At 69.0% G+C, this 13,766-nt stretch carries 11 protein-coding genes; 6 read left to right on the forward strand and 5 right to left on the reverse strand.

The features are described 5' to 3' along the window. Nucleotides 1–11 precede the first annotated feature (11 nt). The 6 genes from IH26_RS0103980 to IH26_RS0104005 all read left to right on the forward strand — a co-directional run bounded on the left by IH26_RS0103980 (nucleotide 12) and on the right by IH26_RS0104005 (nucleotide 8,342). On the forward strand, nucleotides 12–2,402 hold the full coding sequence (locus IH26_RS0103980) for a cellulose binding domain-containing protein (RefSeq protein ID WP_084598599.1): 2,391 nt from the start codon (nucleotides 12–14) through the stop codon (nucleotides 2,400–2,402). 39 nt (nucleotides 2,403–2,441) lie between these two features. Continuing rightward, the gene (locus IH26_RS0103985; RefSeq protein WP_030434722.1) at nucleotides 2,442–3,668 is read left to right on the forward strand and encodes a poly(ethylene terephthalate) hydrolase family protein; all 1,227 of its coding nucleotides are present in this window, start codon (nucleotides 2,442–2,444) and stop codon (nucleotides 3,666–3,668) included. 84 nt (nucleotides 3,669–3,752) lie between these two features. Beyond that, entirely contained in the window at nucleotides 3,753–5,186 is a 1,434-nt protein-coding gene (locus IH26_RS0103990; RefSeq protein WP_034213450.1) for an RICIN domain-containing protein, read from the forward strand. A 176-nt stretch (nucleotides 5,187–5,362) separates the two neighbouring features. Further along, on the forward strand, nucleotides 5,363–6,994 hold the full coding sequence (locus tag IH26_RS0103995) for a cellulose binding domain-containing protein (RefSeq protein ID WP_084598600.1): 1,632 nt from the start codon (nucleotides 5,363–5,365) through the stop codon (nucleotides 6,992–6,994). A 178-nt stretch (nucleotides 6,995–7,172) separates the two neighbouring features. Next, the gene (locus tag IH26_RS63790; RefSeq protein WP_281179682.1) at nucleotides 7,173–7,295 is read left to right on the forward strand and encodes a hypothetical protein; all 123 of its coding nucleotides are present in this window, start codon (nucleotides 7,173–7,175) and stop codon (nucleotides 7,293–7,295) included. A 15-nt stretch (nucleotides 7,296–7,310) separates the two neighbouring features. Next, nucleotides 7,311–8,342, forward strand: coding sequence for a methyltransferase (locus IH26_RS0104005; protein WP_051807436.1), 1,032 nt, complete (start codon nucleotides 7,311–7,313; stop codon nucleotides 8,340–8,342). Nucleotides 8,343–9,011: 669 nt separating this feature from the next. Here IH26_RS0104005 and IH26_RS55445 read toward each other — a convergent pair. From IH26_RS55445 to IH26_RS59480, 5 genes are all read right to left on the reverse strand, one after another. Then, nucleotides 9,012–9,617: a flagellin gene (locus IH26_RS55445; RefSeq protein ID WP_051807439.1), complete on the reverse strand. Its 606-nt coding sequence runs from the start codon at nucleotides 9,615–9,617 to the stop codon at nucleotides 9,012–9,014. Then, nucleotides 9,517–10,659, reverse strand: a complete 1,143-nt coding sequence (locus tag IH26_RS0104015) for a flagellin N-terminal helical domain-containing protein (RefSeq protein WP_051807441.1) — start codon at nucleotides 10,657–10,659, stop codon at nucleotides 9,517–9,519. The genes IH26_RS55445 and IH26_RS0104015 overlap by 101 nt, the downstream gene beginning before the upstream one ends. A 477-nt stretch (nucleotides 10,660–11,136) precedes the next feature. Further along, nucleotides 11,137–12,837 carry a hypothetical protein gene (locus IH26_RS0104020; RefSeq protein WP_030434728.1) on the reverse strand — a complete coding sequence of 567 codons (1,701 nt, stop codon included), beginning with the start codon at nucleotides 12,835–12,837 and terminating at the stop codon, nucleotides 11,137–11,139. Nucleotides 12,838–12,881: 44 nt separating this feature from the next. After that, nucleotides 12,882–13,190 (reverse strand): hypothetical protein, encoded by a 309-nt coding sequence (locus IH26_RS0104025; protein WP_030434729.1) that lies wholly within the window; start codon nucleotides 13,188–13,190, stop codon nucleotides 12,882–12,884. A gap of 60 nt (nucleotides 13,191–13,250) precedes the next feature. Continuing rightward, entirely contained in the window at nucleotides 13,251–13,418 is a 168-nt protein-coding gene (locus IH26_RS59480) for a hypothetical protein (protein ID WP_157437028.1), read from the reverse strand. Nucleotides 13,419–13,766 lie beyond the last annotated feature (348 nt).

Consider the following 13,766-nt stretch of genomic DNA (forward strand, 5'->3'; position numbering starts at 1 on the left):
AAGGACGTTTCATGAGGTTTCCGCGACGGCCGCGCCGTACCCTCGGCGCGGCCCTGGCCGGCCTGCTTCTCGCGACCGTCGGGGTGACGGCGCTGAGCAGCCCGGCCGTGGCCGCCGTGTCGATCCCCATCGACGGTTCGTCGGGCGGCCGCACCTTCGACGGCGTCGGAGCGGTCAGCGGCGGTGGCGGCAACAGCCGGCTGCTGTACGACTATCCGGAGGCGCAGCGCAGCCAGATCCTCGATTACCTGTTCAAGCCGAACTACGGTGCGGCGCTGCAGATCCTGAAGGTGGAGATCGGCGGCGACACCAACTCGACGAGCGGCGCCGAGCCCAGCCACGCGCACTTTCGCGGCGATCTCAACTGCGACCGCGGCTACGAGTGGTGGATCATGGAGCAGGCCAAGGCCCGTAACCCCGGCATCAAGCTGGTCGGGCTGCCCTGGGGCGCGCCCGGCTGGATCGGCAACGGCAACATCCTGTCCACCGACATGATCAACTATCTGCTGTCCTGGCTGGGCTGCGCCAAGCAGCACAACCTCACCATCGACTATCTGACCGCCGGGCAGAACGAGAAGAAGTACGACCCCAACTGGACGATCAGCCTGCGCAACGCGTTGAACAGCAACGGCTACGGCGCCGTGAAGATCATCTACGGTGATTCCTGGCCCGGCGACTGGAGCCCGGCCAACACGGTCGTGAACAACAGCGCGCTCAAGTCGGCGATCGACGTCCTGTCGGCGCACTACGTCTGCGGTTACCTCAGCGCGCAGAGCACCTGCACGGTGCCGGCCAACGCCACCAACTCCGGCGAGACGCTGTGGAACAGCGAGGGCGGTTCGCAGGACTACAACGACGGCGCCGGGCCACTGGCCCGCGGGATCAACCGTGGCTATCTCGACGGCCGGCTGACCGCCTATCTCAACTGGGACCTCATCGCGTCGATCACCCCGAACCTGCCGTGGGCGACGGTCGGGCTGATCCTGGCCAACCAGCCGTGGTCCGGCTGGTACGCGGTCGGCAAGGACACCTGGACCCTGGCGCACACCACCCAGTTCACCGCGCCCGGCTGGAAGTACCTGGACCGGTCCAGCGGCTTCATCGGCGGCAACCGCAACAACGGCAGCTACGTGTCGCTGAAGTCGGCGAACAACACCGACTACAGCACGATCATCGAGACCATGGACGCCACCGGCGCCCAGCAGATGGACTTCACCGTCGGCGGGGGTCTGTCGACCGGGCCGGTCCACGTGTGGCGGACGAACCTCAACTCCAGCAACACCGCCGACCACTTCGTGCACAGCGCCGACATCACCCCGTCCGGGGGCGCCTTCTCGCTGACCGTCCAGCCCGGCTACGTGTACACCATCACCACCACGACCGGGCAGGGCAAGGGCACCGCCACCAGCCCCGGCCAGGGCTCGCTGGGGCTGCCCTACACCGACAACTTCGAGTCGTACGCCGCCGGCCGGTTCCCCCGCTACCTGCAGGACATGCAGGGCGCATTCGAGACGACCGCGTGCGGCGGCGGCCGTTCCGGGATGTGTCTGCGGCAGGCCTCACCGCAGGCGCCGATCACCTGGAAGACCCTGTCCGAGCCCAACACGTACGGCGGGAACCTCGCCTGGAACAACTACACCCTGTCCGCCGACGTCATGCTGGAGAACGCCGGCTACGCGCAGCTCGAGGGTCGGGTCGGCACCACCAACCTGGACCCGATCAACCGGTTCAACGGCTATTTCCTGCGCGCCCAGGACACCGGCGCCTGGTCCATCCTGCGCAACAACACCAGCGGGCAGCTCACCACGCTGCGTAGCGGCACCACCGCGACCCTCGGCACCGGCCGCTGGCACAACCTGAAGCTGACCTTCAACGGCAGCAGCATCACCGCCGTGATCGACGGGACCACGGTGGGCAGCGTCAGCGACTCCACCTTCGGGTCCGGGCAGGTCGGATTCGGCACCAGCCAGGGCGAGACCGCCCAGTTCGACAACCTGCAGGTCTACAACGGGACACCGCCGGTCGATCCGACGCCGACCCCCTCCCCGTCGACGAGCCCGTCGTCCAGCCCGTCACCGAGCCCATCGACGCCGGCCGGTGGGTGCTCGGCCACCTACAAGATCACCTCGTCGTGGTCCGGGGGATTCCAGGGCGAGGTCACCGTGACCAACAACGCGGAGGCCGCGTCCACCGGTTGGCGGACCGGCTTCACGTACGCCGACGGTCAGCAGGTGAGCCAGTTCTGGAGCACCGACCTGACCCAGAACGGCGCCACCGTGACCGCGTCCAACGTCAGCTACAACGGCGCGCTCGCCCCGGGCAGTTCGACCACCTACGGCTTCCTCGCCTCCCAGCCCGGCAGCGCCAACACCGCTCCGGCCGTCACCTGCACGCTTCGCTGATCCCCGGCGGACGGACTTCCCCGATTCTCTGGAGTTCCCATGCCCCGATATTCTCCCGGCCGACTCGTCGCGTGCCTCGCGATCACCGTGCTGGCCGTCGCAGTGACCATCACCGCGATCCTGGCGCCTCGGTCCGCGTACGCCGCGGACAACCCCTACCAGCGCGGTCCCGACCCGACCGTGGCGAGTGTGGCGGCCACCCGCGGCCCGTTCGCCACCGCGCAGCTGACAGTGCCGGCCGGCAACGGCTTCGGCGGGGGATACCTCTACTACCCGACCGACACCAGCCAAGGCACCTGGGGCGCGGTGGCGATCGTGCCCGGCTACTCGGCTCTGTTCGCCAACGAGGAAGCGTGGATGGGGCCGTGGCTGGCCTCGTTCGGGTTCGTGGTCATCGGCGTCGAGACCATCACCCGTACGGACGGCGCCGACGCCCGTGCCACCGAGCTGCTGGCCGCGTTGGACTACCTGACGCAGCGCAGCGCCGTCCGGGACCGGATCGATGCCACCCGGTTGGCGGTGATGGGCCACTCGGCGGGTGGGGCCGGAACGATCCTGGCCGCCGAGCAACGTCCCTCGCTGAAGGCCGGCGTCGGGCTCGCGCCCGGCACGCCGGGCAGCCTGAGCCTGGCCACCGACAAGGTGCCGATGATGGTTGTCGGCGGGCAGACCGACCCGACCGTGACCCCGGCCTACCTGGACAACCTGTACGCCGGCATGCCGGCGACCACGCCCAGCGACTTCGTGCAGATCGCCGGCGCCGACCACCTGTTCTTCACCCGGGCGAACAACACGGAGATGAAGGTCCTGATCCCGTGGCTGAAGATCTTCCTGGACAACGACACCCGGTACACCCAGTTCCTGTGCCCGTCGCTCGCCGACCCGAGCGGCATCTCGCTGTACCGCAGCAAGTGCCCCTACCTGCCGCCCGGTACGCCGTCGCCGTCACCGTCCGTGAGCCCGTCCAATCCGGCCGCCGGGTGCACGGCCAGTTACCGGACGGTCGGCTCATGGCCGGGCGGATTCCAGGGTGAGGTCACGGTCACCGCGGGCGGCGCGGCGCTCAACGGGTGGACCGTGGGCTGGACGCTCGGCAGCGGCCAGACCATCACCCAGGTGTGGAACGGCACGCTGACCACGAGCGGCTCGGCAGTGACCGTCCGCAACGCCTCGTACAGCGGTTCCGTCCCGGCCGGTGGCTCGATCACGTTCGGGTTCCTGGCCGCCGGTACCCCGTCCGTCCCGGCACTCACCTGCGCCGGCTGAATCACCACCTCGACCGCCGACCGGGCGGGCCGCCGAAGGATCGACGCCCGGGGTGTACCGGATGTGATCGAAGGGAAACCGGAAATGCAGATGTCAAGAGCCGGCCGCTGGGGCCGGGTATTGCTCGCCGCGGCGCTCGCCGTGGCCGCGACCGTCATCGTTGAGGAGCCGGCGCACGCCGACACCCGCGAATTCCGCGGCGTGAACTGGGCCGACCAGCGGGACAACTTCGTCAACGGGGTGCTGTACGTATCGGGCCTCAGCTCGACCGACACCTATGCCTCGGCAGCCACGGTCGCCGATCGGGTGGTCGGGCAGTTGTACTCGATCACCGGCGCCAACACCGTCCGCATGCCGATCAACGAACCGACGGTCGCCGGCTACTGGAGCACCTACACCGGCGCGATCGACCAGGCGCTCACCAAGGGCAAGGTGATCCTGGCGTACTGGGCCTACGCCAACGGCCGGCCCGGCAACACCGCCGCCTACGACCAGATGTGGGACACCGTCGTCGCCAAGTACGCCGGCAACAGCAACGCCTACTTCGAGGTCATCAACGAGCCGTACGGATACTCCACCGGCGACTTGAACAACCTCTACAACGCTTGGCTCACCCGGCACTCGAACGTACCTCGCGGCCGGGTCATCCTCGACGGCGCCGGGCTCGCCCAGAACGTCCCCGCCGTCGGCCAGGACAGCCGGCTGAACAACACCCTGCTCGCCGTCCACGACTATTCGTTCTTCGCCGGGTTCGAGGACGAGACCTCGTGGGCCAACCACATCGCCGGCTCGATCGGCGGGTACGCCTCCCGCACCGTGGCCACGGAGTGGGGCGGCCCGATGAGCCCCGGCAGCAAGAACGGGGTCTCGTACGACACCATCGACTACAGCATCCCGAGCGGGTCGTTCTTCGCCGACTACGTCCGCGGGGTCAGCAGCAAGCTGCGCGAGCTGGGCGTCGGCAGCGTCTACTGGCCCGGCCTGCGCGACGGCGACTGGTACAGCCTGACCCGGCGTAGCGGGAGCGGCTCGAACCTGACCCTGGCCCTGACCAATCCGTCCGGCTTGAACCGGCTGCAGTACGCCTGGGGAATCGGCACCGGAGGGAGCACGACCGTCCGCATCGTCAACGCCGCCACCGGCCGGTACGCCGACGGCCTGGGCCGCACCGCGGCCGGTTCCGACCTCGGCCAGTCGTCCGCCGCCGCCGGTTCCAGCCAGCAGTGGGTGATCGAGAACTCGGGCACCTACGTCCGGATCAGGAATCTGGGCAGCGGCCTGTACTTCGACGGCATGGGCCGGACCACCAGCGGGAGCGCCGCCGGTCAGTACACCGGCGGAACCTCCGCCACTCAGCAGTGGACGGTGACCACCGACGCGAACAACGTACGGCTGCGGAACCGGTCCACCGGCCTCTACCTCGACGGCATGGGGCGGACCACGAACGGCGCGAGCATCGGCCAGTACAGCGACTCCACGAGCGCCAACCAGCGGTGGAAGATCGTCGCTGCCGGCTGATCACATCGATGACTGTCACTTGACAGCCCGGAAATCCCATGGCTACAGTCCGGAAAACGATTTCCTTAGTAGTCGACCCGCTCTGAGCAGGATCACTCCCGCATATAGGCAACCTTGTTTCTGCCTTGCACGCCTGCCACGCCCGGCGAGACACGAGAGGTCAAGGACGAGCCACCATGGAAAAAACCGCCAAACGGTCCCGGCGTACGAGCACACGCCGGGCCGTTCTCTCGGCCTCCGCCGCGGCCCTCGCGGCGGGGCTGGTCGCCACCGGCTTCGCGCTCGACCCGGCGTCGGCGGCCGCCGCTTCGACGACCCTGACGGTCAACGCCGGCCAGGTCCTGCGTCCGGTGACGCATGTGGCGACGGGCAGCCTCTACGGGCTGGCGAACGCCACCCAGCCGTCGGTTGCGCTCGCTCAGGCGATCAAGCCGAACACCTTCGTGCAGATGCCGCAGGGTGGCAAACAGCAGCCCACCGGTGACATCTCGGTCGTGGCACCGACCGCGGTCGGTGTGGGAGCGAAGCTGGTCAACCGGCTCTCCGACTACTACGCCGGCTGGCCCTATCAGTTCAGCTGGAGCACCTGGACGCCGTTCATCACGTCGCAGATCAACGCGATGAAGTCAGCCTCCTACTACAACAGCATTTCCGCGTACGAGTTGTGGAACGAGTCGGACAACACCTGGAAGACCGCCAACGGCACGTACGAAAGCTTCTGGACCACCACGTTCCGCCAGGTTCGCTCGATCGACCCGAACAAGCCGATCCAGGGCCCCAGCTTCTCCGACAACATCAGCGACATGCGGAACTTCCTGCAGAACGCGGTCGCCACCAACACGGTGCCCGACGTGCTGGCCTGGCACGAGTTGTCGAGCTCGTCGAAGATCGCCGGTGACGTCGCCGCCGTGCAGGGCATCGAGGACTCGCTGGGTATCAGTCGGCGACCCGTCGCGATCGAGGAATACGCAGCGCCGTCCGAGGTCGGCCTGCCCGGCCCGCTGGTCGGCTACGTCGCGAAGTTCGAACGACTCGGCATCCGCGACGCCGAACTCGCCTTCTGGAACCAGTCCGGAGCACTCGGCGACCTGCTCACCGGCCGCGGCGGCAGCCCGAACGCCGCCTACTGGATGTACACGTGGTACGCCGCGATGAGCGGCAACATGGTCACCACCACACCACCGGCACAGACCGGCATCGACGGCTTCGCCGCCGTACCCACGGCGAACAACCAGGTGAGCGTCATCGTCGGCAACTGCAACGGCGCCTGCGCGGTCACCGTCAACGGCCTCAACTCGCTGAACCTCGGCACGACCGTGAACGTGAAGATCGAACAGACCGTGTCACAGGGCCGTACGGTCGCCTCCGCCGGGCCGGACACCGTCGCGACCACCACCTACACCCCGGCCAACGGCACGATCACCGTCCCGATCGCCATGGCCACCAATAACGCGTACCGCATCACCATCACCCCCGGCTCGGGCTCGTCCACCACCCCACCGACCACGACGCCCACGGGCGCCTGCAGTGCGAGCCTGTCGGTCAATTCCTGGAACGGGGGCTACGTCGCCACAGTGAAGGTGTCCGCCGGGGCTGACGCGGTCAACGGCTGGACGGTCGGGATGACGTTGCCGTCGGGCAGCGCCGTCACCAGCACCTGGAACGCGACCGAGTCGGGCACGACCGGGCCCGTCACCTTCCGCAACGTCAGCTACAACGGACAGATCCCGGCCGGCGGCAGCACCGAGTTCGGTTTCCAAGGCACCGGCGCCGCGCCCACCGGCACGCCTGCCTGCCAGGACCAATAGTTGTCCCCGCCGGTGTCGTCCACCTCGGGGCGCCACCGGCGGACGCGGGCGAGGCACTGCTGTCACGGGGGAGTCCGGATGGTCAGCTCGTCCAGCACGGGCTGAGGCTGGGCAGCGGTGAGAGTGACGACGCGACCGGGGATGACACCGTGACCAGGTCGATGGGTGCCCCGGCCGCGTGCCGGCCCGCCTGGTCCTCTTCGACGACCAGGCCCGCGCGGTCGCCGTGCGCTTCCGGGCCGACTCGCTGGGTGACGCGACCACAGAGGACCGGCCTAGGATGGGGCTCAACGACGGGTGACAGGGGGACCACGCCATGTCCGACGAGCCGCAGCGCATGTTCACGCCGACCGAGCAGACCGACGGCGCCGCGGCCGGCCCGCCGGCGCCCGCCCGCATCATCGAGCTGGCTGCCGGCTTCATGGTCTCGAAGACGCTGTTCGCGGCCATCGAGGTGGGACTGTTCGCGGCCGCCGGGCCCGACGGGCGCACTCCGGCCGAGCTGGCCGAGCGGTGCTCCGTTCCCGAGCGCAGCGCCCGCGCGATGGCCGACCTGCTGGCCGACGCGGGCCTGCTGGTGCGCGACGGCGGCCGATTCCGCAACGCGCCCGACGCCGAGGCGTTCCTCGCCGGGCGGGGCCCGTTCGACCTGCGGCCGCTGGCCCGCTACTGGGATCTGGTGAGCTACCCGACCTGGCGGCACGCCACCGAGGCGTACCGCACCCGGCGCGGCGTGCGGTCGCAGCTCGACAAGACGCAGACCGAGGCGTACGAGTCGGCCGTCGCGCTGGTCACCGCCGAGACCGCCGCCGACCTGGCCCGCGGCTACGACTTCGGCCCGCACCGGCGGCTGCTCGACGTGGGTGGCGGCTACGGCACGTTCGTCAAGCCGATCCTCACCGCGTACCCCGATCTCAGCGCGACCCTGGTCGACCTGCCGGAGGTGGCGTCGGCGGTCGCCGCGGAGGCGGCGGACGGGCCGCTCGCCGGCCGCCTCACCGCCGTCGGCCAGGACATCTTCGCCGAGCCGCTGCCCGGCGGGCACGACGCCGTGCTGGTCGCCAACGTGGTGCACCTGTTTCCGCCGGAGCAGATCGCCGAACTGTTCCGCCGGGCGCGCGCGGCGATCGCCCCCGGCGGCCGCCTGCTGCTGGTCGACTGGTGGCGCACCGACGTGGCGCCGCACCCGTCGGCCCGGTTCGGCGCCGGCGAGTTCCTGATGATCAGCGGCGGCGACCTCTACCAGGTGGACGAGGTCGCCGACTGGCTCGGCGCGGCGGGTTGGCGGTTCGCCGGCCTGCGGGAGCTGCCGCCGCCCTCCGGCCTCATCGTGGCCGAGCCGGCCTGACGGCGCAGTCCGGCGCCGGGTGCGAAGTCCTCCCGACCTGCATCCACCGGGAGGACCGAGATGACACTTCGGTTCGGGTTCCTCGCCAACGGCACACCATCTATGCCGGCGGTGACCTGCACCAGCCCGTAACCCCCCGCGCAGCAGCACAGGGCGGACCTCACACCGGCCGGCGACCGACGCCGACGCATCCGGCAGGCTGGGGCCGCCCTGTCGCCTTTTGGACGACCGCGAACGGAGCTCCTGAGCTTCGCAACACCGCCGGCTCACGGGAACGTCAGATCGCCCACCAACACCACCCGGGTGGCCGTACCAATTCGGCCGGCGTCCCAGCAGTGCCTGCAGCGGCATTGTCTGCAACGTCGCGTCCCCGGCGACGGGCAGTTGCTGCGGTACGCGAACGGAAAACCAATCACCCGGCGCCGCTATGACTACCTGTGGGAACGGCTCGGCAAGATTCTGCCCTGGGTGGCCAAGCAGCAGGTCTCCGCGCACTGGCTGCGCCACACCACGCTTACCTGGGTGGAACGCGTCTTCGACTACGGTGTCGCTCTCGCCTACGCAGGACATGCCGAAAACGCCGAACAACGCTGGCACCACCGCCCGCTACGTCGAAGCCGCCCTCGAAGAAGTCGCCACAGCCCGTATGGTCGAGGAGATCGCCGAACTTTATCCGCGGAGCAGGGAGAGGACGCCCTGTGCGGTCTGGTTGGCCTGGGACAGCATGGAGGTGCCGGCCTGGATCAGGATTTGGTTGCGGGTGACGCTGACCATTTCTTGGGCTATGTCGGTGTCGCGGATACGGGACTCCGAGGCCGAGAGATTCTCGATCGCGACGTTGAGGTTGTTGACGGTGTGCTCGAACCGGTTCTGGAAGGCGCCGAGGTTCGCGCGGGTGTCGGAGACGTAGCCGATGGCCCTGCCGATCGCGGCGATCGCGGCGTCCGGTCCGGCAGGCGTGGTCAGGTTGAGAGCGGCGGTGCCGAGCGTATGGGAATTGACCGCGCCGATGGCGATGCCGATCCGATCGTTCGCGTTGGCACCGACCTGGAATCGGCCACTGTTACCGTTCGTGACGGGAGTGTCACCGACGACAGTAGCGCCACCGACGATGTCAGTGACACCGACGACGGTCGTGACACCAGTGAGCGTCGTGGTGGTTGTCAACCTGAGGTCACCGAGTATGCCGGTAGCCGTGGGCTGAGTGGCGGTGAAGGCGCCGGTGCCGGACATGGTGAAGGTGGTGTCGCCGTTGGCCGCGGTGCTGGCCGTCATCTGGATTTCGTCGCCCTGGTAGCCGTTGGCCTGGAGTTTGGTCTTGATCGCGAGGTTGATGACATCGGTGACATCCTGGCCGGTGACAGCGCTCGAAAAGCTGCCGCTTGCGATATTGATGGCGATCGGGGTGCTCAGCGGTACCGTCGGTCATCGTGAAGGCGCTGGCGCCGGACGTGGTGAAGGTGGTGTCGCCGTTGGCCGCGGTGCTGGCCGTCATCTGGATTTCGTCGCCCTGGTAGCCGTTGGCCTGGAGTTCGGTCTTGATCGCGAGGTTGATGACATCGGTGACATCCTGGCCGGTGACAGCGCTCGAAAAGCTGCCGCTTGCGATATTGATGGCGATCGGGGTGCTCAGCTGGTAACCCACGCCCTTGAGTGCGGTCGAGATCGCGGTGTTGACCGCACTGGCGATGTCCTGGCCGCTGGAGGTGGCCGAGACCGCCTTGGCCGGGAGGGTGACGTCGATGCCGGCGGCGGGGGCGGTGGGGGCGCCGCCGATCCGCGTGAGCTTAAAGGTTCCACCGCCGACGAGCGCGATTGCGGCGGCAATGGTCCCGGCATGGGTGCCGGCGGCGAGGGCCCTGCCGGTTGCGGTTGTCGCGGTGGCGCCGAAGGAGCCGTCGAGCAGCTTCGACCTGCCGAATGAGGAGGTCTTGCCGATCCGGTCGAGCTCCTGGTTGAGCTGCTGGAACTCCTTGTTCGCGGCGTCCCTGGCGTCGGCGTCCATCGAGCCGGCGTTGGCGGTCTGGACGGCGAGGTCGCGCATGCGCTGCAGGATCGCGGTGGACTCGTTGAGGGCGCCTTCAGCGGTTTGGACGACGCTGATGCCGTTCTGGGTGTTGCGGACGGCGACCTTGAGGCCGCTGGTCTGCGAGCGCAGGCCCTCCGAGATCGACAGGCCCGCCGCGTCGTCGGCGGCCCGGTTGATCCGGAAACCGCTGGACAGCTTCTCCAGGGACTTGGATAGATTGTTGTCGGTGACCGAGAGGTTCCGGTAGGCGTTCTGCGCGGCGATGTTCTGGTTGATACGAAGGCCCATGAGTGGCTCCTCCCTGATACAGGTCTCGAACCGGCCCGTTCATGAGTCGTGGTTCCGCGCCCGTCCTTGGCGGTGGCCCAGCCCCGATGAGAAATTCTCCAAAGACTCTTTCGGCTTTTCCGCTGAATCAGATAAATCTTCCTGTAGGTGCCGAAAACTCATCCAAGCCCCTGACCTGGGCTTCGGTCAGCCTCTCCCTCGTGGGTAAGTCGGGAAGATGAACGCGTTCAAGTCCTGATGCCCAGCTCTTGAACATGCTCAAGAACCTCGCTCAGTGACCTTGAACGGGTTCACACACGCGATGCCCGTACCGGGCAGTCGCGGCGGGAACTCCCTGCTCAGGAGGTTGGATGGAGTTTTCGGCACGCACAGCGCCGGGCTCCGGTCGGGATGCGCGGCGTGCGTCGCGCGGCATACCCCGTCGCCTCGTCCATGCCCGCACGGTGCCGAGCCGGCGCACACCGCCGGCCCGGCGGTTCAGCCGGTGACCACACGGAAGTCCGTCGGCAAGCCCGGGGACCCGGTGATCCAGCGGCGCATGGCCACGCAGCCGAGCACCGACGGATCGACGCGTCCCGCGCACTGCGGCGCGGCCGTGTCCAGCGCCACCACCTCGATCAGATCGGCCGGCACAGTCGGCCACCGCACGCCGCTGCCGGCACCCGCCCGGCAGACGCCGGCCGCGTCGAGTTGTACGGGTACCGGCGAGCCTGCGATCTCGGACCAGCTCTCGTCCCGGGTGGCGTTCCGGACGAGCACGTGCATCGGTACCCGGCTGCGCAGGCAGTTGCCCAGCTCGATGCCGCTGGTCGGGTTCACCGTGTCGTCGCTCGTGATCACCACGCCACCGGGCGGCTGCACCACGACCGTGATGGGCAGGTCACGTACCGCCCCCACGTCGTCCCACAGCCGCAGCGTCGCGGCGAAGCTGCCCGCCGCCGTGGCCCGACCGGACAGCAGCAGGTGCCCGGTGTGATCCGCGCCGGCGGTGATTCCGGGCGGCAGCGTGCCGGACAGCACGGTCGCGCCGAACCAGCCGGTCCAGTCGGTCACGACGGCGACGGCCGCGTGGTAGTCCTCGCCCTGCACCGCGTCGGGCGCCGCGAACGACACGGCGGCCAGGTCGATCGAGCCCCAGGTGGTCTCCACGGCGACGCCCTCGTGCCGCAGGACGGTCGCGTCCGCGTCGCCCCGCACCGGTTGGTGCGGCGCCACACTGTCCACAGTAGATGCGGCCAGGTGCCACCACGGCGTCACCACGACGATGCCGGGCAACCCCGAGGGCCCGCGTATGCCGAACAGTTCGCCCGTCGCCGTGCGGTAGTACATGCTGCGCTCGCCGAGAATGGCCCGCCCGCCCGCGGCGAACGGCACGGTGGCTCCGGCGGGTACCGCCCACGACGCCCACTTGAACGGGGCGTCCAGGTACGTCATCGGCTGGCCGCTGTTGCTGGTCACCAGGACGAAGTTCTGGTTGGCCGTGATGGACTTGGCCATCCCGCCAATGGGCACCCAGGAACCGGGCGCGCCGCCCCACTCCTGCACGAGCGTGCGCGCGGAGTTCAATTCGTACAGGCTGGTGCGCCCGAACCAGCCGCGCTCGGCCAGCGAGCCCACGCCCGCGCCACTGCCGATCAGAGTCCAGCTCTGCCCGACCTGCCGCCAGACGCCACCGTCACGGTCCACCCCGTAAAGGAACGGGTGCAGCTGGCCCAGCGTGTTGGGGTCGAGGGACACGGTGCCGTCCCGGCTGGCAAGCAGGTCCACCATGCCGTCGCGCAGGTGTTGCCAGACCCGGGTGGCGCTGTCGAAGTGGTACACCGCTCCGTTGGCGAGCAGCGCGTACACCTCGGCCGCGGAGACCGCGAGCCGGCGTACCGCTGAACTGTCCGCAGGGCGGCCGATGGGGTTGGTCACCCCCGTGTCCACGTTCCGGACGACCACCCTGCCGTCGGCCGCGTTGACGGCGGCGACCAGCGTGGTGTTCAGGTTGGAGGCCACCTCCACCCCGGCGACCAGTCCGCTCGCCCAGGTGTCGGCGCGGGTGATGATGGCGTACGCCGCCCGGCCCGGCCCGGTCACGACCGCGGCCGCGGCGAGCATGGCGACCACCATGACCGCCGCCACCCGCGCCCGGGCCGGCCGGGCGGCCCGGCCGCGCCAGCTGACTGAGTCCATCGCATTCCTCCTGTCTGCCCGCACCGGCTACCCGGCGGTGCAGGTCACAGGATCACCGCGAGCCTTTGACTGCGCTTAAGACCGTGTGTCGTCTGGGGTTGTTGAAGTTCAAGGTCATTCGTTGACCGGGTGTGGACGACGTGCAGAAGTACTGCCCGGATGCGTTGTGGCACCTCGCTCAGCCGTTGTTGCCGGCGCATCCGGAAAGGCATCAGGGCGGTGCCCGGCGAGATCCGCAGCGACCGCCGGGCCTTGAACGAGCCGTGGGTGCGGTAGCGATGGAACCCGACTGTGACGCCGGCGATCAGGTAGCCGACCACCATCATCGTGGCGTCAAGGCCGGACAGCCCCAACCCACGCGATCGGAATAGCCGCGAGCATGGCGATGAACGGCGCGACGACGAAATCCAACGCTACGCCTGCGAATCGGGAGCCGACGGCGCCAGACCGGCCGCGACGACGGCCTGGTAGTAATCCTCGTTGGCGATGCGATGGTTGATCGGGCGCGCGGTACCCGGAACCGCATCCGGGTGGCCGTTGATGGTGGCGGGGGACTCGGACCAGGGTGTCGCTGTTGCCATGGGTCGTTGCCGTCGTCGGGCCAATGCGCGCGGGGCCGGGCCCATTGACGAGGGCGAGGGACGAGGCCGGGCGCCGAGACGGCGCCATTGGGTCAACCCCACCGTACGCGTGGGCGCAGCGACAGGTTCGTCCGCGGCAGGTGATCCTCACGGGGCATGCACGGCCGCTCCCAAGCCCCTTGCCGGAAGAGGGCGCAGTCGAGGGCTGGAGCAGCTGGCGAAGAGAAGGCCTTCCTCGGTGGCCGTGACGATATACCTCGTACGGCCGCCGGTGTGCGCCAACCCAGCCCGGACGGGGGATCGGTTCGGTCGTGTTAGCGGACAGGCTCATATCTATGCCGTGCGCCC

This window comes from Actinoplanes subtropicus, from assembly GCF_000721705.1.
Classification (GTDB): domain Bacteria; phylum Actinomycetota; class Actinomycetes; order Mycobacteriales; family Micromonosporaceae; genus Actinoplanes; species Actinoplanes subtropicus.